Origin of the sequence: Planococcus sp. YIM B11945 (genome assembly GCF_050864155.1) — a bacterium.
Lineage (GTDB): Bacteria > Bacillota > Bacilli > Bacillales_A > Planococcaceae > Planococcus.
Map to the genome: position 1 here is coordinate 122,166 of NZ_JBOZWR010000004.1, position 26,029 is coordinate 148,194.

The window sequence follows — 26,029 nt, forward strand, 5'->3', positions numbered from 1 at the left end:
CAGTTTGGACAGTATTTGAGGCAAATTGGACAGTATTTGAGGCAAAACGGATAGTATTTCAGCATTTCCGGACAGTATTCCCAATAGATTGGTAAAAAGAAGAAGGCAACTCCAATTGAGCTGCCTTCTTCTTCCTATAAATCGATCGCTCGGACATATTCAATCTCTTCCAATAGCTTTAATTGTTCCAAGCTTTCAGGTTCAGCAGATTTGTCGATCGACAGCATCATAATAGCATCGCCCCCTACATTAGAACGGCCCACTTGCATAGCGGCAATGTTGACGTTTTCCTGGCCAAGCAAGGTGCCCACGCGGCCGATAACGCCCGGCCGGTCGTTATGCCGGATAAACAGCAAATGGCCATCCGGCACCACATCTACCAAGTAATCGTCGACTTTGACGATGCGTGCGCCTTGACCGTTCAACAACGTACCCGATGCTTTTCTCGTTCCATTAGCTGTTTTCACTTCTACTGTGATCAAGTTGGTGAACCCTCTCGTAACCGAAGACTTGTTTTCGTTCACGATAATGCCTTTCTGATTTGCCCAATATAGGGCGTTGACGACATTGACACGCTCGCCGAGATGGCGTTTCAGCAAACCTTTTAACGTATTGCGCGTCAGAGGCCCGACTTCCATCCCAGCAAGTTCACCTGAATAAACAACGGTCACTTCTTGTGCCGCGCCTTCTGCCAAGTCGGTCAAGAAGATTCCGAGGCGCTCTGCCAAATCGAAAAACGGTTCGATTTTCGCCATCAGTTCTTTCGGGACAGAAGGCAAGTTTACCGAATTCCGTACGGTGCCGGCAGTCAAAAAACTGACCACATCTGCACTGACATCGACTGCAACACTTTCCTGCGCTTCAATGGTGCTGGCGCCCAAATGCGGCGTCGCAACCACTTCAGGCAAATCGAGCAAGCGAAAATCGACCATTGGCTCTTGTTCAAATACATCTAATGCCGCTCCGGCAACTTTTTTAGACCGGATTGCGTCGTAAAGCGCCGCCTCGTCAATAATGCCCCCTCGTGCGCAATTCACAATCTGCACGCCATCTTTCATGGCCGCAAAAGCAGCCGAATTAATCAAGTGGCGCGTTTCTTTTAATAACGGCGTATGCACGGTCACAAAGTCTGCCACTTTCAACACTTCTTCGACAGTGCCAAAGTCGATTCCCATTTTCTGGGCTTTTTCAGCCGTTAAAAATGGATCATACGCCATCACGTTCATGCGCTGCCCTTTTGCCCGCGCCGCCACTTCCGCTCCAATACGCCCGAGCCCAATAACACCCAAGGTTTTATTTTTCAACTCGACGCCGACGAATGATTTCCGGTCCCATTGTTGATTACGCAATGCATGGTAAGCTTGAGGGATTTTCCGCGCCATCGCCATCAGCATTGCCATTGTATGTTCTGCAGCCGAGTTGGTATTGCCATCCGGCGCATTAACGACAATGATGCCGTGTTCCGTCGCTGCGTCCAAGTCAATGTTGTCGACGCCGACGCCTGCCCTCCCGATAATTTTCAGTTTATCCGCGTTTTCAATAAGTTCACGGGTCACTTGGGTTTGGCTTCGGACGAGCAATGCATCAAATTCGCCGATCCGTTCGATCAACTGTTCTGGGGTTAACCCGGTTTCCATGGCAATATCCAAGCCTTCAATTTGCCGAAGCGGATGGATGCCTTCTTCGCTTAATGGATCGCTAATCAATATACGGAACTTCATAATAGCCTCCCCCTTTCTTCTAAATAGATTTGCTGCGCGGCGGCAGTCCCTTTGCCCATCGGCACCGATTTTCCGGCTTTGATTAAGCAAATTTCTATCAACGCTATAGCTTGAAGCATATCGGCTGGCGAGCAATAGCCCATATGGCCGATACGGAAAATTTTGCCTTCCAAATGCTGTTGGCCGCCTGCGAGCGACATGCCGAATTCTTTTTTCAGCGTTTTCCGAAATACTTCTGCCTTAAAGTCAGCCGGCTTTACTGCCGTTACGGTCGGCGACGCATCTTCGTCAGCCGTCAACAATGGAATATCGAGTGCCTTAAACGCAGCCCGCACCATTCGCATCATGAGCATATGTCTTTCATGCACTTTTCCTAATCCTTCTTCTTCCAACATCTCCAACACCTGCTCCAAGCCGAATAAAATCGACAGCGCCGGTGTAAAAGGCGTCGTGTCTTTAAGCAGATTGTCCCGGTGTTTTTTCAAATCCAAATAAAAGCGCGGCTGGGGATTGGCTTCAATTTTTCTCCACGCCCGTTCACTTGCAGCGATAAACGCTAGCCCCGGTGGCAGCATAAACGCTTTTTGCGAACCGGTGACCAATACATCGATTCCCCACTCATCCATTTTGGTTTCGACAGCCCCAACACAAGATACTCCGTCGACGATAATGAGCGCTTCAGATACTTCTTTAATGGCCATGGCCAGCGTGTTTATCGGATTTAAAACGCCCGTCGATGTTTCGCAAAATGTGCAAAAGATGGCCTGCACGTTTGGACGTTCTTCCAAAAAGGCTTTGACCGCTTCCGGATCGGCCGCTTTCCCCCACTCCACTTCAAGTACATGGACCGTCAGCTGATAAGCCCGGCAAATCTTCACAAAACGGTCCCCAAAAGCGCCTGTCACAATGACCAGCACTTCGTCTCCGGAAGCGGACGTATTGACGACAGCTGTTTCAAGACCAGCAGTGCCGCTGCCGGTTAAAATCATCACTTCTTGCGCCGTACCGAAAATCCGCTTTAATCTCGGGCGAATCCGTTGCAGCAATTCAGTTGTGCTTTGCCCCCGGTGCCCAATCATCGGCTGCGCCATCGCTCGCTGAACACTCGGCGGAATTGGCGTCGGTCCCGGTATCCGTAAAATTTGTTGGTCTGCTAGCATATCCATTCCCCTTTCCGTTTAAACAGCAAAAAGACCCTTCGCGCCTTACATAAAAATGCAAGGGGCGAAGAGTCTTCTTTTCGCGGTACCACCCTAATTCACTGCTTGGACTCAAGCAGCCTCATTGGTTCTCATGCGTAACGGGCACGAAGCGGATGGGCCTACTCAGTTTCAGCCTACCTATTCCGGAGTGCTGCCCTTTGCCGAAAACCACTGATTTTCACCACCCATCAGCTCTCTAAAGATTCTCCTGCAATAGCTTGTCTCCATCAAAACAGTTGTTTATAAAATTGGATTTAATTAATAATAGCAAAATAATCAGAATTGTCAATAAAATATAAAGTATTCTAATCATTTTTAAGCGGGTACAATTTTAAGTACATAACCGCCTCACAAAGAAAAAAGCGTCCATCATTTTTCTGCTGGACGCTTCAGAATGTAGACAAATTCCCATATACATGAATCGGAATGAATAAACCCAACCGGACCGGCCACTCCGCTTTCCGTGGGCACGGCCTTAGCCAAGTCTTGACCGAAGCCTGCGAGGACAAGGCTTTGCGACGAAGCTAGCGCAGCGATGCAGGAGCACAGGTTTTAATTCACTCGCAAAGCTCACTCCAGGGTCTGCGGCTCGTGCTGGCCCCACAGGAGTCACCGTGGCCGAACCGGTTGGGGCGTCGCTTTTAAGCCAAGGCGATGCATTTATTGCCGGCGGGCTGGAGTTCGCTAAGAGCAAAAACAAGCTACTTTTCAAGATGGCCACGCTTGAAGATCCGGAGCGTAAGCCGGCGAAAACCCGACTGCTCCTGTCTCTGCATCGCTTCGCTAGCTTCGAGACATGAAAGCGCGATGCTCCTGCAGCGCTCTGCGCTTCGGCGCGAGTCCGCGGCAAGCGTCCGGCTGAAGCGCAGGATCTGGGATTTCACTGCTATGCCTGTATTAAAAGTTCCTACTCTCAATAAAAATTCTTTTGTCTAAAAACTAAAACGCCCATCATTTTTCTGATGGACGCTTCCTATTTACATATTTTTTATTGTCGGGGCTGGACAGCCGCCTTCGCTTTTCTTATTGTCTAGTCTCCGGCGATCAGGCTCTCGGGGTCATAAGCCATCCCGGCTGTGCGGCAAAAAGCGCCACTTCGCCGGTTTGTCTTATGCCCGTCGAGCCTTGCTCGATCGCCTTCGCTTTTCTTATTGTCTAGTCTCCGGCGATCAGGCTCTCGGGGTCATAAGCCATCCCGGCTGTGCGGCAAAAAGCGCCGCTTCGCCGGTTTGTCTTATGCCCGTCGAGCCTTGCTCGATCGCCTTCGCTTTTCTTTATTATTTTGCTCTGCGCTGTGTGTCTTCGTATTTTTTTTGCAGCTCTTCAATGCGAAGGCGGCCTTCTTGACGCATTTTGCGGTTTTCTTCTTCGATGGCAAGCGTATCGTTCATGCCTTGCATAATGGTTTCCCAAGTTTTTTCAATCGTTTCGATTTTAATGCTTGGCTGTCCGGACATGCGGGCGATGTCTACGCTTTGGCGGGAAATGTCGTTGGCGTTGTTCAACAGCATTTCGTTCGTCCGCCGGTCGAGTTCGTTCATCGACTGGGCCACCAAATTTTGGCGTTTTGCCGCAATGGCATTGATCAATCCGGTTTTAAAAATCGGAATTGTTGTTACAAATGCTGAGTTGATTTTGCCAATCAGTTTTGTGTTGCCGCGTTGAAGCATGCGGATTTGCGGAGCGGCCTGGTAAGATACTTGCTTCGCCATTTCCAGGTCATACACGCGCTGCTCCAACAGTTCGATGGCGTTTTGCAGCGTATTTAATTCCATCAATGCCATTTGGTCGCCAGATTCCGCTTTTGCACGAACGGCTGGCTCTGTCGCTCTTAGTTCTTGGACTTTCAAGTCACCTGCTGCAATGTACTTTTCCAGCTCCATGAAATAACGGAAGTTTTGGTCGTACAAATCTTCCAACGTTGTTGTCGAGTTTTTCATTTCTTTTTCGTATTTCGTGATTTCCACGTACACTTTATCGATTTCAGTGCCCATGGTCTGGTATTTGTTGAATAGCTGTTCGATCATTTTGTTGCCTTTATTGAACATTTTATTCAGAAAGCCTTTCTTTTCAACGAAATCTTTCTTATCAAATTTGTCCATGATTTTCCCAAGCTGTTTTAGCAATTCACTCGATTGCTCCATGCTGTTCGCTTGGACGGAACTTAACACTTTTCCGGTGAACGCTGAAATTTCATTTGCCGGTTCCCGGCCGAATTCCAGCAATTCGATTTGGTTTTTCGGATCTATGTTTGCTGCGAGCTGCTGCACTTGAGGATCTTGCTTCAGTTTCACTTTTAATTGAATGTCGTCTTTCATAACCAATTCTTGTTGTTCCATTTGGTCCGGCAAAGTATTCATGATTTATCCTCCTTTAATGGTCAAAGCCATTTTCTAAAGATTTTTTTCACCACCGATGGTTCGCGGTACGGTTCATTAAAGCTGCGTTCGTCCAGCCAGTGCATGTCGATGTCTTCGGTTTCAATCCATCGTTCAATATCTTGGTGGCCTTGAGGATTAATCACAATGACGTCGATTCCGAATGTATGGACCAAGGCGATGGCATTGGCATCCGCCCGGCTGAGCTCGCCGTCTTTTTCTTCGTTGTAAAAAAGGAGCGTCGGCACAAACTGCGGATAATCAAACAGCTGAATCAGTTGAATGACGGAATCTGGCAATGACATTGATTGGGAAAACGCATAAAGTTGCAAATCCTCGAACGATTCCCCAGGCTGTGGAATAAGCATTGGCTTTTCGACGTGCCGAGCAATCGCGTCGCAAATGGCGGTCTGCAACCCATTCGGCAGTTTGCTGTATTTCCACCAATGCGCCGTTTTCATTTTTTCAGGATCCAGTCTGCCGTCTTTTCCAAGAGCGGACCGGTAATGAAATTGCTGATTGCCTTTTCGTTCTTCTATAAATGGGAAGCTTCGAATTAATCTTGTATCTTCCCGTTCTGTTAAGTTATGAATATTGTCCCAAAAACGCTTGCGGTCTTTTTCAATGCCCATCACTTTGGCAAACACAACCGGAATGACAACGGTTCCACGTTCCACCGCAAACGAAGGCCGGACCATCGCCCGTTCTTTCGCGAGCATAAACGCTTCATCAAGCGTCGTCTTTAAACGGATTGACCGCGTCAAATAGGATTTGAATTGAAAAGGTTTATACAAACCAGAATCTTCATGATGCAAAAGCCGGTCCACTTCTTGAGTCGCCCGGTAAGCGACTGTTCCAATCCGCTGGGGTTTTTCCTCTGGAAACGGCAAAACCGTTTCTGCATTTATTTGAAAACTGTGCGTATGGACATCGTCTTTATTGACTATCTTCTCAAACCAGCGCTCTCCTTTCGGATCGAAAACCACAATGTGGAATCCGAAAGAAGCAGCATATTTGAGAAACCATTTTTGGCTTTCCGTTGCACTTCCATACCATAAAAAAGCGGGAAGGCCTTTTTCAAACGATAGCTTGTCGATTTCCGGCTCAATGTGGTTGAATGTCCACTTCACCAAATCCGTAGCGATCCGGCGGAAAGAGGAGTGGGTCGTATTGCCGGCGGATTGTTCCCGAAACTCTTTTAAAATGGCGATCATGTTAACTCGAAGGTGGCGGTTTAAACCAGCATCCTTCAGTTTCGGCAACAAGCCTTTGCCGTCCATAAAGGCCACAATCCGGTTTGGGGACAATCCCCGCTCTTTCGTGTTCATTTCAAACAAATCCTGCATCGCTTTAAGGCGGTCTGGCGCAATTTGTTTGTTTAAATTATCCGATAGCCGGATGGCTCGTCCTTGTGATGCTTCAATCAGTTCGTAGATCGAGGCGAAATAATCATCTGCATCCAATGGCATGCCGAGAAATTCGGCAAATAATTGCGGATATGTGATCGTTTCTTCTTCTATTTTTGTCTCGGAATGTTCAACTATCGGCTTATTCAGCCATTCCCCGACTTTTTCCGGATCCCACGTTCTCACGCGAACCGGCTGCAGTTGAACCATGGGTCTCCCTCCTTGCCTGTGTATGCTGCACCGCAATTTCCAAAGAGCGCGCTAAAATTTCTTCTCCTGCTTTTATGCCTTGCTGCTTGGTAACGTGAATATGAGCCGAAATGGCAGCTTGATTCCGGACCGCTTCACCGTGTAAAGCCAATAATCCGTAATCTGCGCTTTCCAGCAAGTCGAGATCCAGTAACGAATCGCCTGCAGCAATCACGTACTTCGCCTTCAATTGCGCTTTCACGTATTCCATCGCTTTGGCTTTCGTAATGCTTTCCGGCATAAAATACATTTTCCTGCCTTGAAGCGACAGCGCCCATCCGATTTCTCGGAACAGCTTCGTGTAAAACGGCAGTTTTTCTGCAGGAAAGCGATTCAAGTCGATGATTAAGTAAACAAACCAGCCATCTGCTTCTCGCAGCTTTAAAACCCACTCTTCCGAAAAATGAGCTTGAATCAACGGCAGTAATTGGTCGACCAGCGTTTTCTTGCTGATGCATTGCGCTCGTATTGTTTCTGACCATTCAGTGACCGGCTCACCGTCTTTTAAAATGACCGCACCGTTTGAAACGACTGCATAGCGCGGAGGAACAAAGTTGGGATGAATGCCTGTTACCCGTTCATATTGCGTGCGGGTCCGGGTGGTCACCGGCAAAAAGACAGCTGAAGAACCAAGGTTCCATAATGCGGCCTGTCCTTGTTTGGTCATAAAAGATTGCGGGCGGCCGTCCAATTCTTCCACTTCTACTAATGCTTCTTCGTCCGCCTGGTCCCCCATCGAATTTCTGGAGTAAATGAGTGTTTGGTCTAAATCGCTGGCAAATAAAATCGTCATATTTCTTGCCCTGATTTAATCAAGCCAATTGCCCGGTAAAACAAATCCGGCACCACTTCGACTGGCACGTTTTTTTCTTCAGCAAGCACAAGAAGATGCTGGACACTAGGATGCTCCAAATTGTTGATCAGGATCTTCCATGGGTCTCGCCGCAGCAAAACGCGGGTCGTTTCACCGACGCCTGGTTTGATTAATTGGTGATTAGTTCCACTATACATCTTACGCCCTATTTCTTCTACTTCCATTTTCCCTTGCCACGTGCGATTTTGGCGAACGGGCGTGGACAGCGCTTCTTTTTCGGCTCGTTCTGCAACCGACGAAAAACAGGCGCTTATTTTATTAATAAAGTCATTAGACAAATCCTCTTCCTGCAGCTCGCCGTAAAATTTAGCGCCATGGAAATCTTCTTCTCCAATATAGCGGCTATTTAAAATTGTCCGGCTGACCAGTCCTGATACCGTAGCATTCAAGCAGGCACTTGGAATCAACACATCTTCTCGTGTACCGAAAAGAACAGCGCAAGCTCCCGGATCTGCCAGTACGGCCAGATCATCCGTGAGCGCCAAGTTTTCTTCTTTGTTCAATCGCTGAACCGAAGCCGTCAACTCATGCTGAATAGCACCTTTCCCCGTCCAGCCATCGACGAATTGGATGCGGCTGTTTGGATGAATGCGGCGGATGGTCCGCATGGCGTTTTCGTCTATGCCTTTTCCCCGGAGGATCGACACGCTATAATGTGGCCACTCCATATTTAAAAACTGCTGCGCGTATCGTCGGACTAAAATGCCGATCGGGCTGCCGGCTCGGGCCAGAGAAACAAGAACGACATCGCCGGTTTTGGCGTGGAGATGGATGCGGTGCGTCAAAAGCCCAACCAAATAGCCCATTTGTTCTTTCGTTTTTTCTACTGATTTCCGGTACAATTTCGTGTATTCCTCTGACGGCCGGTATTCAACCGGCAATCGTTCAGCGTAATGGCCACCCGTTTGAACGGCTTTTTCACGTTCTTCTAATGTGCTTTCCGCAAAATCTTCCGTCACATCTTTTAATAGAAACAAAATGTCGTCATTCGAATAACTGGTTTTCACCAAACCTTCAGCAATCATTCTCTCTCTCCTTTTGCAGCCGTCATGGAAATCCATTCGACGGGTGCTTTTTTCTCGAGATACGCAATCAATGGCTGCCAGTCAGCAGGATCCACTACCGATTCTGAAAGCAAATAAATATGGTCAACGTCCTGATCGTTTAAGTTATAGAGAAATTGATCGACACCTATAGCATCCGGCAATTTGAACTTCACTTTTTCTGCAATCGGATAGCCTTCCGCTTTAGCAGCATATATCGGGCTTCTTGTCGTCGTTTGAACCAGCGCATTTTCATGCACCGATAACCCAAATCGCAGCGGCAAATACATATTTTCGCCAATGCCGATTACGAGCGGCCGCTTTATTTTGCCGCTGTCTTTAACGGAATTCGCAGCCTGCTGTGCCCAACGCCCGATTTCTTCGTGTTCTTCGCTGCTTAAACCGAATCTTCCCGTCAATGGGTGATAACGCTGGCCAGAGGCAGACTGATGCGGGATTACTTCTAGATCAGCCAATTGGCTCATTTTAACCCGTGACTCGCCTGTTAACTCGCTCAATTCCGCCTCTTCCGGAGCAGCACTCCGAATCAGTTCAAATTCGCCGGACATCAAAGACAAGACATCAATTTGGATGTTCCGCTGCTCTTCTAAATGGACGAGCTTCTTTTTTTGCTCTTCGCTGCGCCAATCCAATATCGATAACGACTTATAGTTTTTCCCTGGAAATTGATCATCCAATGCGCTCACCAGATTAAATAGTGTATTGCCTGTTGAAAGCTCGTCATCAATTAAGACGATCGTTTCTGCATTTTCAAGCATGCCTTCCGGCGCAAATACTTTATGGGAGGTGGCATGAGAATGCTCTTCTTCAAAAACGAAAGAAGGCACTATGCCTACAATTTCTTCACGCGTTGTATGGATATAGGCAGCTTTTTCAAAATGTTGGAAAACGGAATGACCTAGGCCTGTAGCCGTTTCCGCCATGCCAATAAAAACCGTCTTCTTCGGCAGCTCGGATTTATAGGCAAGAGAAGCCAATGTTGTCTCCTGGTCTGCCATGCCGGTTTCTATCAGGCGCACAATTTTTTTCACTTGGGGATGGGGAGGCAGCCCCGAATTTTCCATCAGCAAGGATGCAAGCAGCGTTCCGGTGCCTAGTGCGATAGAAGGATGCACAGCTAAGTGCTTAGCGATGAGCTTGCTGACAAAAAGAAACTGCCTTTTTTTATTGACCCTAAGAGCCATGGAGAAAAGGGAGTCAGAGGAAAGCCCTTCATACGTTCGGTGAACAGTAACGGCGAGCTCTAATTGTTCCCATAATTTATAGTTGGTTCGTGAATTGGTAGGCTCGCATATGGTTGAGCACGTCGATTGGTTTATAGTTTTCATTTAGCACCCCGTAGACTTCCGCTTGGGCAGCAAGTTTTTTGGCCCAGCTTAAATGCGGTTTTACTTCGTTCATTTTATTTCGTTTTGGGCTTTGCAGCACGCCATTGCGGTGCTGGCTTTCGGATAGAATCAGCATCGCATCATCATAGCTTTCCGAAGAAACGATCAACCCTGCATTGACGATGGAGATTTGCGATGGGTGAATGCATGTTTTTCCTTTAAAGCCATTTAATACATCCAATTGCACTTCTTCCCATAACACTTGTTCCGGCTTCGACGAGAGCCAATTGCCATTCAAAGCGGAAAAATGTTCATAGACTGGACCGGAAACGGTAAAGCCATCTTCCGCTCGGCTAAATTGGTTAAGAATTGAAGTTAAGCAGTCGCGAATGACCTGCACCTCATAAATTGTCCGCTCTACCGGACGCCTCAGACCGTAAAGACTGGAAAAATCTGTAGCCCCAACGCGCACAGTTAAAATGCGATCCACTTCTGGCTGCAGCAGATTGTGAATTTCTTTCAAAGCCGGTTCCCGTGTTTCCGAATAAAGAATGTCTTTCGTTTCCAGTAAAGGCAGTGCATAAAGATTTCGTCCCGCTGCTTCGCTTGCTGCATCAAGGGCAGCAAAAAAAGAAGGCAGGTTCTCCGCTTGGCTTTTCGGAAAAACGATGCCCGTCAACACACTCAAGGCAGAGCCAGCTTTTTTTACAAGTTTAAGCAGTTGTTCAGCATTTCGGACACGCAAAAACAAAATCGGACTATCTATAATCTGGAATATACTTCCTTTTTCTATTTGTTTTAATTGATTTAGTACGTTTTCTTCTGCCCACGGCAGTTCAGCATCCGCGACCGCATCTTCTAAACAAATAATTAACGACATCAAGCCGGAAAATACACCGTTTCGGTATGCTCCGCTAAGAATTTTAGAAGCGATGTCAATTCGTGTTCCAGGCGTGTAAAGTGCAGCACCAAGGGCAAGGCCTAGTGTTTCTCGATCCATATCTCGGGTAAACTGTGCCGGAGAATGTTTAAAATACATTTTTAAATCCTCATTGTTGATTGTGTTGAAATGTCTCAATAATAGTCCCTCCAGCAAGCTGCACCAGCGTATTTCTGTCCAGCTTTTTCAAAGTAAATGGAGAAAAAAGCAAGGAGGCATGCCCCTTGCTTTTTTTAAAAGCTGCTTAGCTGTCTAATCCGAAATCACGTACGAGCGATCCAAGTCCGCCTTGGTAGCCGCTGCCGATCGCATTAAACTTCCATTCATTGTTGTGGCGGTAAAGTTCGCCTACAACGATTGCTGTTTCAATAGAGAAATCTTCTCCCAAGTCATAACGGATCAATTCTTCATTTGTATCGCCATTGACAATGCGCACGTACGAATTGCTTACTTGGCCGAAGTTTTGGCCGCGTGTTTCTGCATCGTGGATCGTGATGGCAAATGTCACGCGTTCAATAGCCGCTGGCACAGTCGACAAGTTCACTTTTACTTGTTCGTCATCGCCTTCGCCTTCGCCTGTTTTGTTATCGCCTGTATGCTCGACCGCTCCAGCGGCACCTATTGTATTGTTATAGAAAATAAAATCTTGTTCAGATCCGCATTTGCCGGTCGCGTTCAATAAAAACACTGATGAGTCCAGGTCAAAGTCCTGGCCTCCGTCATATTTGTTTGTGTCCCAGCCCAATCCTACGATTACGTTCGTTAAACCCGGATTTGATTTTGTTAAATCCACTTTTTGCCCTTTTGATAAATTGATTCCCATTATTCCTTCACTCCTTAAGCGTATTTGTTTGCAATTGAACCGATATCTGGATCTATAGTGCCTTCGCCTACAGCCGAGAACTTCCATTCGCTTCCTTGGCGGTACATTTCACCAAGAATCAGCGACATTTTTCCGGAATAGTTCTCAGTTAAGTTGTAATGAACCAATTCTTCTTTCGATTGGTTATCCACCAACCGAATAAAAGCGTTTTGGATCATACCGAAATCTTGTCTTTTTTGTTTAGCGTTGTAAATATTAACGACAAAGATCAGACGGTGAACATTAGGAGAAATCCGTTTCAAATCGATTTGAATTGTTTCGTCGTCTCCTTCGCCCGCCCCAGTCAAATTATCGCCTGAGTGCACGACACTGCCGTCTTTGCTTTGCTTGTTGCCAAAATAAATCAAGTTTTCTTTGCTTTTTAGTTTGCCGCTTTCATCCAGCAAGATAACGGACGCGTCACAGTCAACATCTGCTCCGCCTCCGCCCCCTCCGCCAAGCAAGCCGCCTAAAAATCCGCCGCTTTTTTTAGCAGCAACAGGGTCCCAGCCGAGGCCGACCATGAGGCTTGAAAGTGATGAACGCCCTTTTGTCAAATCAATTTTTTGACCTTTAACGAGATTGACAGCCATTATTAACACTCTCCATTCATCAATATGTACATACTACTAATAGTATGGGTACAACCGGAAAATTTCAATTATTAAGGGTTTTTCTTACTCCGCTCTTTCTAATTGATCCACAGTGCAACTATTTGCTGTGCGATACGTTTATCTTTTAAAGCGAAATTTTCAGAAAGGTGCTATCTGAAAATAGCTTATGTATACTATACGTATCCAAGTGGCACAAAGTTTCATTTTTCATAAAAAGCTTCCGCAAATCGAATTTGTTTCACCTTTCTCTTTTCCAATCACAAAGAGGATGGCTTGCGATGAGGTCCCAATAAAAATTGGTTAAAGCGGCACTATTCCGCCTTTATAAAAACGCGACTACTTAGGGCAACTCATGGGTAAACATTTATACAAAGCAATTTTTTATGCATCGAAAGGAGAAATACAAATGAAGCTGATCTCTATTGTTGTTCCAGCTTACAATGAAGAAAAAAATATTTCTTCCATGTACGCCAAGTTGGTGCAAGAACTTGAATTGCTTCCATATCGATATGAGATCATGTTTATCAATGATGGCAGCAGCGACGGAACACTCCAAGAAATCCTGGCGCTTTCCGAAGCGCATGACGACGTCAAATACATCTCGCTTACGAGAAATTTCGGAAAAGAATCCGCCTTACTGGCCGGCCTGAAGCGGATTAGAGGAGACGCAGCCATCTTGATGGACAGCGATCTGCAGCATCCGCCGCAGCTTATCGGCGAGCTGATCCAAGGCTATGAAGAAGGCTTTCACCAAGTGGTCGCAAAACGTTCCCGGACAGGCGACTCCAAAATCCGTACGCTGTTCTCCACATTTTATTACCGTGTCATCAACTCGATCACAGATGTGGATTTTGTAGACGGCGAAGGAGATTTCCGTTTGCTCAGCAGAAAAGCGCTCAATTCCCTGTTGACACTAAGTGAAAGCAACCGCTTTTCAAAAGGGCTGTATTCATGGATCGGCTTGAGCAAAAAAATCATCAATTACGAAAACGTAGCAAGAGCAGCCGGAACGACTAAATGGTCATTCGGCAATCTTATCAATTACGGCATAGATGGCATCATTTCGTTCAATACGAAACCGCTGCGCATCTGTTTTTACACGGGCTTTTTTGTTTTGTTCATTTCGCTTCTTTACATTGGCTTCACGTTTTACCAAATCACGAAGAACGGAATCGGGGCTCCCGGCTATTTCACGACCATTACCGCGATTCTTTTTTTAGGAGGCATTCAATTGCTTAGTCTTGGCGTTATCGGCGAATACATTGGGCGCATTTACAACGAAACCAAACGCCGCCCGAATTTTTTAGTGGATATTAGCAATGCGGATGAATACGATGAACTTTAATCGATTCAATACGGAATTTACCCGCTTTGTTGTTGTCGGTGTTATTAATACATTAACGTATTATTCGATTTACCTCATCTTGCATAATGTCTTTTCCCTCCCTTATCTGGTGTCGCATATTGCCGGCTTCCTCATCAGTTTGAATGTTTCGTTTTTCTTAAACTGCTATGTCACTTACCGGATCAAACCGACGTTAAAAAAATATTTGTATTTTCCGCTTACCCAAGTGGTCAACATGTCGGTATCGACGGTGCTCATCTTTATCTTCGTTGAATTTTTTAAACTCAACAGCAATTTGGCTCCGTTTGCAGCGGTTTTATTCACAGTGCCGATTACGTTTATCGTCTCCAATAAAATCATGAAAGATCCGGTAAAACCAAATTACGCTAAAAGACGGTGAATCTATGCAAAAGAAATATCCTAATTCCATACTTTTTGCCGGCAGTTTCGTACTGGCGATTTTAAGCCACGCTGTCTTCTTATTTCAATGGTCTCAAAACCATTTTATGATTGGCATCAATGATGGCCTTGCTCAAATGATGCCCTTCAAACATTTACTGTACGAGCAATATACGAATGGAGAATTTTTCTATTCGTTTTCTTTTGGGTTGGGAGCAGGAACATACAGCGGTCTGTCTTATTACTTTTCGACTTCCCTTATTTTCTGGCTGACAGCCTTGATCGTTTTTATACTCGAAACGCTTGGGCTTATCGGAACGCCGGACGTGCTGTTTTGGGCGCACGCCGCGGTATTCATCAGCATCGTCCGGTTAACGTTTGTGTTGTATATCACATCGCGGGTCTTCATGTACATGAAGATTCCACGCGTGTATGCATTTATTGGCGCTTGCCTGTACGGCATTTCCGGCATGTTTTTCCGCCATACAGCTTATTGGGAATTTTTCGCGGATGCGTTTCTGTGGCTGCCGCTTCTCATTTTGGGCATCGAGAAAATTTTCCGGGAGGCCAAGCCCGGCTGGTTCATTGCTGCAGTCGCCATTTCGCTAATCAATAACTTCTATTTTTCTTACATCAACTTGCTGCTGGCAGGAATCTACATCCTTGTCCGGCTGTTCATTTCGCTGGCGCCAGAAGAAACCGGCAAAAAGAAAGCGATCGGGCTTTTCCTGCTTTCCGGCATTCTTGGATTCGGAATCAGCACCGTTTCCTTTATCCCTTCCGTCTATGCTTATTTAAACAATCACCGGCCGCCTTTTTCACAAGACATTCCTTGGGTGTTGGTAAATGACAATATTTTGTTCACGAGCCGATTCATCATTGTTCCAGCGCTGTTTATCGTGCTGCTGTTTTGTGCAGTTTTGTATCAAAATGTGCTGTTCCGCTTTTTTGCGGTATTGGGATTGATCGCGCTCGCGCTGCATCATAGTCCGCTCGCAGCCAGCGCCTTTAACGGCTTTTCAGCACCGCAGTACCGCTGGGAATACTTTTTGTCTTTTGCAGCAGGCGGCTTAATCGCTGTTGGCCTTGCTAACTTGCATAAAGTGAAGACCCGCTATTTTTCCGTTGCAGCCATCTTGACGGTTGGTTGCTATCTTTTCTGGGCAAGCCACGATGAAACATTGAAATTTGACGAATGGATTCCCATTTTGATGGCAGCCAGCTTGCCGGTAACGCTAGTCTTGGGCTTTTGCTTTGTTCAATTTAAAAAGAACGGCTTTAAGCTTGCTTTGATCGGCTTTCTATTTGTTTGGATGCTCACTTTCGTAAATTTATACCAAATAGAAAAATTGCTTGATGACGGCGGCCTTTCCCAAGTGAGCGAAGAATTGATCACCGGAACCGAATATGACGATCCGGAAGTCCGAAAATTGATAGAGTCGATCCAACAGCAGGACAAAGGGCCAACATACCGCATCGACTGGATGGAAGGCGTCCGAAACAACACGCCATTGGTTCAAAATTTCCGGGGGACCAGCGCTTACTCCAGCATTTTAAATAAAAACTTGCTGTTCTTTTATTTGTACGATTTGGAAATCGATATGGGGCGTGAAAGCGTCAGCCGCTATGCGACTCTCGGCAACCGAGCCAACCTTCACAGCATGATTCAAGGCAAGTACATCATTTTGCCAAAAGATGACCCAAATGTGCCTTTTGGCTTTTCCGAAGCCATGGCTTCAGAAAATTTCATAGTTTACGAAAACGAAAACCTCTTGCCTTTTGCCCGTTCTGCTTCCACCGTCTTTCTAGAAAAACAGTTGGAAGATGCACCGGCATTGGCACGGGAACATGCCATGCTGAAGGGCATTGTTTTGGACGAGGGCCAATCTTCAGAGCCGCTGCCTGAAGTCGAAGCCCAAACAGAAGAGTTTGCAATAAAAGAAGCCGGGGCCCGTTATGTGGACGGAACTTTGATGGTCGAAGAAAAAGTGGGCGGCATTGATTTGGTTCGAAATGGCGATTCCTTTACCGAAGGCGACTTATATGTTTCTTTCCATTTGGAAAACCATGCACCAACTAAAGGATTCGACTTGACCGTCAATAGCTACGAAACTTCCCGAAAATCAAATCGTTCCGTCTATAAAACTTATGTGGATGACATCACCATTCGGATTCCTGCAGACGACACCATCAGCATACGCATGCCAAAAGGGACCTATGATTTAACGGAACTTCAAGTTTACGAAGAACCCTACGACGTGCTTTTGAATGAAACCGGCAAACCATCCGGCTTATCAGATTTGGAAATCGGCGGCCACGAAGCTGCATTCACTTACTCAAACAGCGAAAACGATCCATATTTATCCGTCAGCATCCCATATGAACGAGGATGGAGCGCAACGGTAAACGGCAAGAAAACGGCAGTGTTGAAAGCCAATTATGCGTTTATCGGCGTGCCTTTGGAGAACGGCCAAAACACAGTCCACTTGACCTACCACCCGCCATTTTTCTATCCGACGTTATTGGTGAGCCTATTATCGCTGACGCTTGCTTGCTGGTATGTCTTTAAACGAAAAAAGCCGCACGAAATAGCTGGCAAACAAAAACCTGTAATTAGTTAGAGCTTTCAGAAATTAATCCTACAAAAGGTCCGCTTTGTGCAAAATGCGTTTATTTCCTGATTAATGTGTGTAATGAAGACTAGCAACTTAATCGCAAGATACATGAAAAGGAGATGATCGTCATAATGAAGCGTTGGCCCTTACTTTTTATTGCACTCGCCTTTCTGCTCATCCTTTCTGCTTGCGGCAGTAACACCACAAATTCCGACCCGCCGACAGAAACCGATGGCTCTACTGAAGTAGAAGACGAAAACGTGGATGAAGGTTCAGAAACTCCCCCTGTCGGTGAAGAAGCTGAAGACAATTCGGATGAAGGTTCAAGTGAAGATTTGTTGATGGCGACCGTCGAAATGATGGATACGGATGGAGACGCTATTGGCACCGCTGAATTAACGACAGAAACGGACGGCGTCGGAATTAAACTCAACTTGGAAAATCTGGAAGCTGGAGTGCACGGCATTCAATTTCACGAAGCAGGCAAATGCGAAACGCCTGATTTCGAATCAGCCGGAGGGCCATTCGCTGGCGATATGCCAGATATTGAAGTCGCCGATGACGGAACCACAAAAGATGAATTTGTGGCGGCAGACGTTACGATGAAAACCGATGAAGACAATTCCTTATTGCATCCAGGCGGAACTGCTCTGGTCATCTATGCGCAAGAAGATGACGGCGAACGCGTTGCTTGCGGAGTGGTCACCGGAGAAACACAATAAGAAGAACGAAAGAGCGGATCTTGCATTCGCTCTTTTTTCTTCCCTTTTTTCTCCTTATTCTGAATGCGCGCATCTACGTTTATAGAGGCATCTTTCGGGAATAACTACCATAAACCAAATTCTTGAGGAGGAACCGTCTATGACAAATGATAAATTTGAGAAAATTGATGAAGAAGTAGAACCGCAAGTCCAATCAAAGCAGCCAGGATTAGAAAGTGAAATGGATCCTGAACCTATATATGATGACAAAGATTATAAAGGATCGGGCAAACTTGAAGGCAAAGTGGCCTTGATTACTGGAGGCGACAGCGGTATTGGACGTGCTGTTGCTGTAGCTTTTGCAAAAGAAGGCGCCAATGTGGCGATTGCTTATTTGGATGAACATGAAGATGCAGACGAAACAGCACGTGTCATAGAGTCCTACGGAGCGAAATGCTTTAAAGTCGCGACTGATTTAAGCGATGTGGAAAATTGCAACCAGCTGATTGTAGACGTTGTCGGTGAATATGGCCAATTAAATATTCTTGTCAACAATGCCGCCAAGCAATTTCCGCAAGATGATTTTTTAGCGATCACACCTGATCAGTTAAGAGAGACGTTTGAAACGAATATTTTCTCTATGTTTTATTTAACGCAAGCAGCTCTTCCTCACCTGCAAAAAGGCGATTCCATTATCAACACATCGTCTGTCACAGCTTACAGAGGTTCTGCTGAACTGATTGATTACTCATCCACGAAAGGTGCGATTACCGCTTTCACCCGCTCCCTTTCTCAAAACCTTGCAGAGACCGGCATTCGTGTTAATTCAGTAGCGCCAGGCCCTATTTGGACGCCGCTTATTCCTGCCTCATTTGGTGAAGAGAAAGTCGGCAAGCACGGCGGCGATACGGCAATGGGACGCCGCGGACAGCCATCAGAAGTAGCGCCGGCTTACGTTTATCTTGCTTCTAAAGATTCTACGTATGTAACGGGGCAAGCCATTCATATCAATGGAGGCGACTTTACGTCTTCTTGATAAAAGGCCCCGCGAGATCGGAAAAGCTGTAAACAAAATACGTTCAATCACCACGAATATAACGCGCTGAACCTAGAGTTTTTTATGAAAATCCGGGTATAGAACAAGTAAGAAGTTCATTTGAGGAGGTGGCAACATGAAGCACGTAGAAGCATTTATCATGAAGTACGCTATGACATTCGTAGTCCTGTTTCTCGTTCTCGGCATCGCTTTCGGAGTCGAGATAGCGGATATTGCCCTTATCGCGCTTGCAGTAAGCGTTATTGGTTTTATCGGAGATTTGGTCATATACCCACGAACGTCCAACAAAATAGCAGTAGGCGGAGATTTTGTTTTATCTTTCGTTGTAATCTGGCTGCTGGGCATGGCTTTAATCGAGAACCCGGACTTTTCCATCCTAATGGCTGCTATTTATTCAGCTGTCTTGATCGCTGTTGGAGAATGGTTTTTCCATATTTACTTGTCGAAGCGGGTTTTTGGCAAGAAAGAAACGTCTCATACGCTGAAACACGAACCGAAAAGATATTGATAAAAAGCCAGGCATTGTTTTGGTTACCAAGCAATCAATTATAAAGAACTGCTATAAAGCCCGTTAAGAAAAATTTTCTTTGCGGGCTTTAAACATGGTGATTTTTAATATCGGCAGGTCAAAATCTCTTTTACTCGAATGCGGCAAAACAATCTATTCCGTTAAGGGGTGCTGTTATGGTTTCAAGCGAGATGGTTTGGGAGAATAAAGACACTTTCGGCTGCGAATATTTAAAGTTTACTGTTGCAGAACATTCCTTTTTTGCAGAAAGTACAGGGATTTACTTGGAACCAAATTATCCAATACAAATCAATTATCAGATTGCCTTGGACCGTGCATGGAGAACGAAAAGTGTGGCGATTCAAAACAGAAGTGGAAACAAACTGCAGCTCACTTCTACGGGAACTGGAAATTGGTTTGACGAGCATGGAAATCAACTCGATAAGTTAACTGGCTCGATTGATGTGGATCTATCAGCTACTCCCTTCTCCAATACATTTCCTATTAACCGGTCGGACTGGAAGACCGGTCAAACAAGAGAATTTGATATGGCTTATATTTTTGTTCCGTTGCTCGAAGTCCAGAAAATGAAGCAGACATATACCTTCATTGAAACGAAAGGCAAAAACAAAGTGTCTAAATTTCAATCTCCGGGCTTTGAATCGCTGATCTTAGTCGATGAAAACGGGTTTGTTGTTGAGTATCCCCAGTTGTTTAGCAGAAGATACTAAAGCGCAGCTTGCATTAAAAAATGGCTCTAAAAGTAATTCGTGTTATTTTTCAATCACAGGCGGATAAAATCTCACTTTTTGGCTTTTGGAGTAATGGACAATTGCTTGTTCTTGCGGTAATTTTACCAGGATGAAACTGGCCATGGAGTTATGGTGGATGCTTCCTTTCACATACTGCAGCGTCCAGGGCTCATGGGCAATATCCACGCGGAAAACCTGGTTTTTCGGCTTGGTCCATAAGCAATAGCGTTCCACGAGCCATCGGTCCAGCCGGTTTTTCTCAATAGGCGGCGAAGCGATTTGAAACGATAAGCGGAGTGATTCCGGAACAGTGCCGGGATGGATGACTTGGCTGCTGAATTTCCATGTTTCCTCTTTTTTCGCCAAGCACATCCGTGCATAGCGGTAAGGAAGAAAATCGCCGGTAGTTGCAGCTTTGACCGCTAACAGGCTGTCCGCATCCAAACTAAAAAAGAAAACGCCCGCTTTCCCTTTGCATTTCACATACGTCCTGACATTCAACTCCAAATAAGTTCGGACTCCCGGCACCGGCGGCATGAACCGCGGACGCGTATTTTTGGCTTTGAATAAAACCAGGCTGATCCATGCGCATCCATCGTATGCATCCAGTTCAAGTTCTGCTGGAATGTGTGGCACTAGCAGCTTTTGCGGGACCGGCCAGTGGAGAAATAAGACATCTTCCCATTGCTGAAACATAATCCAAGGCTTCTCCATCTTCCATCCTTCCTTTCACATAAAAAAAGCCTCTTCATGGAAGAGGCTTTTTTTCTTATATCAATCTTCTTCGCCAGGCAATGTAGCATGCGCTTCAGGCGGAGCTGGTTTCAATACCGGTCTTCCAGCGAGCGGTTTTGCCTGCTCAACTGTAAACGAATGGCCGTCTGGAGCCGGTTCGTTCAACCAAGACAATTGTGAAGCTTTGCTCGTTTCTGGATTTGTGTAAAGAATATGTGAAAATTCTTTTGCTTCCCATTCAGGCGGAAGAGTTCCAGGTACGATTGGGCCTTCTTTGGCTTCCAAATCTTTAATGGCAGCAAGCCATTGGTTTTGGTGCATCGTATCACGCGCTAAAAGGAATGAGAACAAATCTTTTACGCCACGGTCATCAGTCATGCTGTACAGGCGAGCCACTTGCAGGCGCCCTTGCGATTCCGCATTGACGTTTGCACGGAAATCGGCCAATAAGTTGCCGCTTGCTACGATATAGCCAGCATTCCAAGGAACACCGTTGCTGTCTCGAGGAGAAGCACCTAATCCGTGGACAATTGCGTGCTGCGGGTTCATGCCGCCCATGATAGCGCCAATAATTGGGTCGCTCGCTGCTTTTTCTTGTTCATAAACAGGCGCCCCTTCAAGCAAACGGGCTACCATCGTTGCAAGCAATTCGATATGTCCAATTTCTTGTGTACCGGTATCCATTAATAAATCTCGGTATTTTTCGTTTCCGCGAGTGCTCCACCCTTGGAATAAGTATTGCATTGCTACCGACATTTCACCAAATTGGCCGCCGATCAGTTCTTGGACGTGTCTGGCAAATACCGCATCTGGTGCTTGTGGTTTTGCTTCAAATTGAAGTTCGCTTCTGTGAAAGAACATTGACTATGACCTCCTGTTTTCCGGTTAGTTTTTTTATTGGTCTTCTTTGGAGTTAGTTTGTTTGGAGTTAATGCTCCCTTTGCTTTCAGGGAAAACGTCTTCCGGATGGCCACCATCATAATCAGAATCGTTGCCGCCAGCATTAAAACCTGGGTCTCGGCTTTCTTCTTCCTGATTTAAACGCTCTTCGCTGGAATTAATCCGGCCATCGCTTTGAGAAGAAACATCGTTCGGGTGGCCCCCATCGTAATCAGAGTCGTTTCCACCGGCATTGAATTCAGTTTTTCCTTTGTCTGAACTTGCATCTTTTGAATCAAACTTTTTAGGATCCGTGTTGCGGCCTGTATTCTCGTTCTCCATCCAACCTCCTCCTTAATATCACTGTTTTTGCATGCATTATTTGAATACCCTGCTTATTCTAAATAAAAACCAGATAGTTCCTAATTCAAAAAACTCCATCAATAGTCATGACAAACAGAACTAATAAATATAGAAGAAAGACCGGACCGAAAGCAAATTTGCTTTCGGTCCGGTCTTTCTCTAAAAATAGGGTTAAACGACGTTCAACTCAACGTCGATATTTCCACGTGTCGCTTTAGAATACGGGCATACTTGGTGAGCTGCCTCTACCAATTCTTGCGCTTTTTCTTTGTCTACGCCTTCTACGGTCACATTGAGCGTTACTCCAATTTTAAAGCCATTGTCCGCTTCATCTTTTAAGAAATGGACATCCGCTTTTACGGAAGTGCTTGTGACATCGGCTCTTTGTTTTTTAATTACTAAATTTAATGCTCCATCAAAACAAGCTGAATAACCTGCTGCGAAAAGCTGTTCCGGATTGGTTCCTTCTCCTCCTGGCCCGCCAAGTTCTTTCGGCGATACCAATTGAAAATCAATGATCTTGTCATCCGAAACCACATGTCCCGAACGCCCTCCAGTTGCTAATACAGAAGTAGTGAATAATGCTGCCATCTAATCAACCTCTTCCTTTTTTAGTTTTTCAACAGTTCCAACAATTAAAACGTACTTGTTTTATTTGCAAGAGTCAACGGATTTGATTTTTCATTTTTGCAAATTCAGTTGTCCTGTCTAATTCGCATTCGCTTTAGGTCCTACGTTTCAGGATTCCGGGATGGGGTAAAAGAAGACATAGGCACTCTATTCAGGGGAGGAAGATATTATGGCAAAAGTGATGGCTGTTTTATCAAGCGGCTATGCAGATGAAAAAAACAATTACGTAACAGGATGGTGGGCTGAGGAATTATTTGCGCCCATATTGGCTCTTCAAAAAGACGGACACATCGTCGGCCTCGCTTCACCAGATGGCGGCAAACCGGTGGTTGATCCCTTGAGCATCAGTGAAGAATACGACCCCGATGGAACGTATAAGAAGTTATATGAGTCAGGCATAGCAGACAAAACCACACCCATTGTGGATGTAAAAGCGAGCGATTACGACGCCATCTTTATTGTCGGCGGCCATGGAGCGATGTTCGATTTGGCCCACAATAAAGATTTGCATGCCATTATCAACATTGTATACGAACATGGCGGAATTGTCGGAGCCGTCTGCCATGGTCCAGCACCGCTCATTTACACAAAAACAAAAGAAGGCCGCGGCTTTTTGGAAGGCTTGCAAGTGACGGGGTATCCAAACGACAAAGAACCGGAAGAAGTTCGCGGCTTGCTGCCATTCAGCCTTGAAGATGAATTGCGCAGAACGGCGGATTATTCGGACGCTCCTGATGAAAAAGCGTATGTGGTATGGGCCAATGAGCGAATTGTGACCGGCAGAGATCCGCAATCTTCCGCTTTGTTTGGAAAAGAACTGGCGAAGAAATTGGCACAAATCGAAGAAGAAAAAGAAGAAGAGTTTTTTGCTTAACCCTTAAACAAGTAAAGTTAGGTTGATTAACTAGTGCAGGGAGGAATTAAAATGGCTAACGATGAAAAAAAGGATTATATGAAAGAAAACAAAAACACCATGCAGCCTTCGACAAACCGTAAGGAAGGCATCGAAGAACCAAGAGTGACCGGCATGAACAAAGTAAAAGTGGGTGTCATTATTTTTGTCATCCTGGTGATCATCGTCATTATCATCGGTGTTTCCAACGATATGTGGGGCCTCATGAACTGATTGCTTTCGGGCAGTCAGTTTTTTCTTATATAAGTTGAACTAAAGAAGGTGCTTAGCAATTAAAAACTTAGACTATTACGGCTCAGCATAAAAAGCTCCTCGCTTATTAGCGAGGAGCTTTTCCGTTAAAGAGATTCACTTAAATGAAGATCGACTGTGACAGTGTCGCCGCCACGGTAAACTTTGACTTTCAACGTGTCGCCTACTTCGGTTTTGTTGTAAAGATATTGGCGGAGGTCAAGTACGTTTCCAATAGCCTCACCGTCCATTTCGACGATGACGTCATATGCCTGAAGGCCAGCTTCTGCTGCTCCTGATCCCGGTGAAACCGATTGAACAACAACGCCGCCTTCAACATCCTCAGGCAAGTTCAATTGGCTTTGGCGATACTGGGCAGGCACTTCTGACAGATCCAGAATGGAAACACCCATTGACGGACGTTCAACTGCTCCTTTTGTTTCTAAATCTTGAATAATTGGAACCGCCGTATTAATCGGAATGGCAAGGCCGATTCCTTCAACAGCGTCTTGCGCAATTTTCATCGAGTTAATGCCGATGACTTGCCCTTGGCTATTGATCAATGCGCCGCCGCTGTTCCCCGGGTTGATGGCCGCATCGGTTTGAAGAACTTCCGATTCCCAGTCTTCCGTTCCGTCATTGTTGATATCAATTGGAATCGCCCGTTCTGTCCCTGAAATAACTCCGGTAGTTACCGAACCTGAAAATTGAAGGCCCAGCGGATTACCAATCGCAACAACCGGCTCACCGGATTTCAAAACCGAAGAATCACCAAATTCCGCGACAGTGGTAATGGCTTCAGACGCTACTTTCAGCACTGCCAAATCGGTCCAAACGTCGGTGCCAAGAACTTCCGCATCCAGTTCTGTGCCGTCTGACAACGTCACTTTCACTGCTTCCGCCCCTTCAACCACATGGTTATTGGTGACAATAAAAGCCGAATCCCCTTCTTTTTTATAAATGACGCCGGATCCTGCGCCCGCTTCCTGCGACTCCGTGTCAGCAGCTGGGGCAAATGGGTTTTGTGCCGCTTTTTGTAGATTTGTCACGCCTACGACTGCCGCTGAAGTTTTATCTACTATTTTGGTGACATCAGTTGTCACCACTGCAGAAACGTTTTGGAGATTGCTGTTTGTGACGGATTCAACCGATTCTGTCGTGTTTTGTGCCGTTATATCGGCATCCGTAAATTCCGGAAGCACCACACCGACAAGCAAGGCTCCTGCAATCAACCCGGTAAAGCTTGAAGCGAAATAGCCTTTTTGTTTTTTCTTTGGCTCACTTGAATTGTAATAGCCCATTTTTGTTCCTCCTTAGTTTAAGTTGTTCTCAATGTCATAGGATTCTTTTTTCTTTTCTATCCAAGAAGCAAACTCGGTGTTCAATGCTTCATCAAACAGCATTTCTTTGATTTGTGCTTTGCTGTCTTCCAATGTTGCGTCTTTTGCTTCTGTTTTGCCGGTTACTTTGATTATGTGGAAACCAAATTCAGTTTCAACCGGCTCACTAATTTCATTTACGTCCATTGAAAAAGCCGCTTCTTCAAATTCAGCTGCCATTTCACCTTTTCCAAATTCGCCAAGTTCACCGCCGCTTTCCGCATTGGCTGCGTCAGTCGAATATTCTTTGGCAAGTTCAGCAAAATCTCCGCCGTCTTTTAATTTTTTCGCCACTTCATCTGCTTCTTCTTTTGTCGCGACTAAAATGTGGCTCGCTTCCACTTTTTCAGGCTGGGCGAACGATTCTTTATTTTCTTCAAAATACGTTTTAATTTGTTCATCTGTAATTTTGACATCCTGGCCGATCAATTTTTCAATCAGCAAGTAATTGGTCATTTCATCTTTCAGCTGGTCCATTGTCATGCCGCTTGATTCAATTGCAGCTTGAAGCTGTTCAGTGCCGCCGTATTGTTTTTCGTAAACGCTCATTTCTTCATCCATTTCTTTTTGCGTCACTTTAATATTCGCCTTTTCGGCTTCCTGTTTGACGATTTCGTCGGAAATCATAGTATCCAGTGCTGCCTCTCCGCCGGAAACCACCATTTTGTCGTAAAGCGCGTCTTTGCTGATATCAGTTCCATTCACTGATGCCACCGCATCTTTTTGTATAAATCCTACTGTTAAAAATATAGCTGCCGCCAATACAGCGCCAATCGCGATATACATTGCTTGTTTCATCTTCAGCCCTCTTTCTCTTTCTTGTTAAATTCATCTTATCAAGCATTTATGAATAAATTATGACCAAACCATTACAAGATATGTAA

Annotated in this window: 26 protein-coding genes and 1 other annotated feature; of the genes, 10 read left to right on the forward strand and 16 right to left on the reverse strand. The window is 45.6% G+C overall.

The genetic code is table 11. The annotated features are described in order from the left end of the window. Positions 1 to 134: 134 nt before the first annotated feature. Together serA and ACRRQV_RS08595 are read right to left on the reverse strand one after the other, a co-directional pair. On the reverse strand, positions 135 to 1,721 hold the full coding sequence (serA, locus tag ACRRQV_RS08590) for a phosphoglycerate dehydrogenase (protein WP_432529754.1): 1,587 nt from the start codon (positions 1,719 to 1,721) through the stop codon (positions 135 to 137). Then, on the reverse strand, positions 1,718 to 2,881 hold the full coding sequence (locus ACRRQV_RS08595) for a pyridoxal-phosphate-dependent aminotransferase family protein (protein WP_432530767.1): 1,164 nt from the start codon (positions 2,879 to 2,881) through the stop codon (positions 1,718 to 1,720). Before ACRRQV_RS08595 ends, serA begins: the two co-directional genes overlap by 4 nt. A gap of 57 nt (positions 2,882 to 2,938) precedes the next feature. Then, positions 2,939 to 3,163 (reverse strand) — a binding site (T-box leader). 374 nt (positions 3,164 to 3,537) lie between these two features. Between ACRRQV_RS08595 and ACRRQV_RS08600 the strand changes: the two genes are divergently transcribed. After that, positions 3,538 to 3,723 (forward strand): hypothetical protein, encoded by a 186-nt coding sequence (locus ACRRQV_RS08600; protein ID WP_432529756.1) that lies wholly within the window; start codon positions 3,538 to 3,540, stop codon positions 3,721 to 3,723. 477 nt (positions 3,724 to 4,200) lie between these two features. On the opposite strand, the gene ACRRQV_RS08605 is transcribed toward ACRRQV_RS08600, so the two are convergent. The 8 genes from ACRRQV_RS08605 to ACRRQV_RS08640 all read right to left on the reverse strand — a co-directional run bounded on the left by ACRRQV_RS08605 (position 4,201) and on the right by ACRRQV_RS08640 (position 12,617). Beyond that, positions 4,201 to 5,283 carry a toxic anion resistance protein gene (locus tag ACRRQV_RS08605; protein ID WP_432529759.1) on the reverse strand — a complete coding sequence of 361 codons (1,083 nt, stop codon included), beginning with the start codon at positions 5,281 to 5,283 and terminating at the stop codon, positions 4,201 to 4,203. 20 nt (positions 5,284 to 5,303) lie between these two features. Further along, positions 5,304 to 6,917: a YceG family protein gene (locus ACRRQV_RS08610; RefSeq protein ID WP_432529761.1), complete on the reverse strand. Its 1,614-nt coding sequence runs from the start codon at positions 6,915 to 6,917 to the stop codon at positions 5,304 to 5,306. Continuing rightward, positions 6,850 to 7,749 (reverse strand): hypothetical protein, encoded by a 900-nt coding sequence (locus ACRRQV_RS08615; protein WP_432529762.1) that lies wholly within the window; start codon positions 7,747 to 7,749, stop codon positions 6,850 to 6,852. Before ACRRQV_RS08615 ends, ACRRQV_RS08610 begins: the two co-directional genes overlap by 68 nt. Then, entirely contained in the window at positions 7,746 to 8,855 is a 1,110-nt protein-coding gene (locus ACRRQV_RS08620) for a cysteine protease StiP family protein (protein WP_432529764.1), read from the reverse strand. The genes ACRRQV_RS08615 and ACRRQV_RS08620 overlap by 4 nt, the downstream gene beginning before the upstream one ends. After that, a complete protein-coding gene (locus ACRRQV_RS08625) occupies positions 8,852 to 10,078 on the reverse strand; it encodes a phosphoribosyltransferase domain-containing protein (protein ID WP_432529766.1) in 1,227 nt (408 codons plus the stop codon). The genes ACRRQV_RS08620 and ACRRQV_RS08625 overlap by 4 nt, the downstream gene beginning before the upstream one ends. A 76-nt stretch (positions 10,079 to 10,154) precedes the next feature. Then, a complete protein-coding gene (locus tag ACRRQV_RS08630) occupies positions 10,155 to 11,300 on the reverse strand; it encodes an HpcH/HpaI aldolase/citrate lyase family protein (protein WP_432529768.1) in 1,146 nt (381 codons plus the stop codon). A gap of 106 nt (positions 11,301 to 11,406) precedes the next feature. Further along, on the reverse strand, positions 11,407 to 11,985 hold the full coding sequence (locus ACRRQV_RS08635) for a TerD family protein (protein WP_432529770.1): 579 nt from the start codon (positions 11,983 to 11,985) through the stop codon (positions 11,407 to 11,409). 14 nt (positions 11,986 to 11,999) lie between these two features. Beyond that, a complete protein-coding gene (locus tag ACRRQV_RS08640; RefSeq protein ID WP_432529772.1) occupies positions 12,000 to 12,617 on the reverse strand; it encodes a TerD family protein in 618 nt (205 codons plus the stop codon). A 427-nt stretch (positions 12,618 to 13,044) separates the two neighbouring features. Between ACRRQV_RS08640 and ACRRQV_RS08645 the strand changes: the two genes are divergently transcribed. The 7 genes from ACRRQV_RS08645 (at position 13,045) to ACRRQV_RS08675 (ending at position 19,994) form a co-directional block, all read left to right on the forward strand. Next, positions 13,045 to 13,983, forward strand: a complete 939-nt coding sequence (locus tag ACRRQV_RS08645; protein WP_432529774.1) for a glycosyltransferase family 2 protein — start codon at positions 13,045 to 13,047, stop codon at positions 13,981 to 13,983. After that, complete coding sequence (locus tag ACRRQV_RS08650) at positions 13,973 to 14,383, forward strand: GtrA family protein (RefSeq protein WP_432530769.1); 411 nt, start codon at positions 13,973 to 13,975, stop codon at positions 14,381 to 14,383. Before ACRRQV_RS08645 ends, ACRRQV_RS08650 begins: the two co-directional genes overlap by 11 nt. A 4-nt stretch (positions 14,384 to 14,387) precedes the next feature. Further along, positions 14,388 to 17,003: a YfhO family protein gene (locus tag ACRRQV_RS08655; RefSeq protein WP_432529776.1), complete on the forward strand. Its 2,616-nt coding sequence runs from the start codon at positions 14,388 to 14,390 to the stop codon at positions 17,001 to 17,003. A 125-nt stretch (positions 17,004 to 17,128) separates the two neighbouring features. Then, on the forward strand, positions 17,129 to 17,719 hold the full coding sequence (locus tag ACRRQV_RS08660) for a superoxide dismutase family protein (protein WP_432529778.1): 591 nt from the start codon (positions 17,129 to 17,131) through the stop codon (positions 17,717 to 17,719). Positions 17,720 to 17,858: 139 nt separating this feature from the next. Continuing rightward, entirely contained in the window at positions 17,859 to 18,734 is an 876-nt protein-coding gene (locus ACRRQV_RS08665; protein WP_432529780.1) for an SDR family oxidoreductase, read from the forward strand. A 136-nt stretch (positions 18,735 to 18,870) separates the two neighbouring features. Beyond that, complete coding sequence (locus tag ACRRQV_RS08670; RefSeq protein WP_432529782.1) at positions 18,871 to 19,263, forward strand: YndM family protein; 393 nt, start codon at positions 18,871 to 18,873, stop codon at positions 19,261 to 19,263. Positions 19,264 to 19,439: 176 nt separating this feature from the next. Further along, on the forward strand, positions 19,440 to 19,994 hold the full coding sequence (locus ACRRQV_RS08675) for a putative glycolipid-binding domain-containing protein (protein ID WP_432529784.1): 555 nt from the start codon (positions 19,440 to 19,442) through the stop codon (positions 19,992 to 19,994). 42 nt (positions 19,995 to 20,036) lie between these two features. On the opposite strand, the gene ACRRQV_RS08680 is transcribed toward ACRRQV_RS08675, so the two are convergent. The 4 genes from ACRRQV_RS08680 to ACRRQV_RS08695 form a co-directional block, all read right to left on the reverse strand. Beyond that, a complete protein-coding gene (locus ACRRQV_RS08680) occupies positions 20,037 to 20,729 on the reverse strand; it encodes a YqjF family protein (protein WP_432529786.1) in 693 nt (230 codons plus the stop codon). Between the two features lie 60 nt (positions 20,730 to 20,789). Further along, complete coding sequence (locus ACRRQV_RS08685) at positions 20,790 to 21,611, reverse strand: manganese catalase family protein (RefSeq protein WP_432529788.1); 822 nt, start codon at positions 21,609 to 21,611, stop codon at positions 20,790 to 20,792. A 33-nt stretch (positions 21,612 to 21,644) separates the two neighbouring features. After that, a complete protein-coding gene (locus ACRRQV_RS08690; protein ID WP_432529791.1) occupies positions 21,645 to 21,971 on the reverse strand; it encodes a hypothetical protein in 327 nt (108 codons plus the stop codon). Between the two features lie 192 nt (positions 21,972 to 22,163). After that, complete coding sequence (locus ACRRQV_RS08695; protein WP_432529793.1) at positions 22,164 to 22,583, reverse strand: organic hydroperoxide resistance protein; 420 nt, start codon at positions 22,581 to 22,583, stop codon at positions 22,164 to 22,166. Between the two features lie 208 nt (positions 22,584 to 22,791). Here ACRRQV_RS08695 and ACRRQV_RS08700 point away from each other — a divergent pair, with 208 nt between their 5' ends. Beyond that, complete coding sequence (locus ACRRQV_RS08700) at positions 22,792 to 23,496, forward strand: type 1 glutamine amidotransferase domain-containing protein (protein ID WP_432529795.1); 705 nt, start codon at positions 22,792 to 22,794, stop codon at positions 23,494 to 23,496. Between the two features lie 51 nt (positions 23,497 to 23,547). Further along, positions 23,548 to 23,748, forward strand: a complete 201-nt coding sequence (locus tag ACRRQV_RS08705) for a hypothetical protein (RefSeq protein WP_432529797.1) — start codon at positions 23,548 to 23,550, stop codon at positions 23,746 to 23,748. Between the two features lie 125 nt (positions 23,749 to 23,873). Here the strand turns inward: ACRRQV_RS08705 and ACRRQV_RS08710 are convergent, their stop codons facing one another. Further along, positions 23,874 to 25,067 carry a S1C family serine protease gene (locus tag ACRRQV_RS08710; RefSeq protein ID WP_432529799.1) on the reverse strand — a complete coding sequence of 398 codons (1,194 nt, stop codon included), beginning with the start codon at positions 25,065 to 25,067 and terminating at the stop codon, positions 23,874 to 23,876. Positions 25,068 to 25,079: 12 nt separating this feature from the next. Further along, entirely contained in the window at positions 25,080 to 25,943 is an 864-nt protein-coding gene (locus tag ACRRQV_RS08715) for a peptidylprolyl isomerase (protein ID WP_432529801.1), read from the reverse strand. Positions 25,944 to 26,029: the final 86 nt, after the last annotated feature.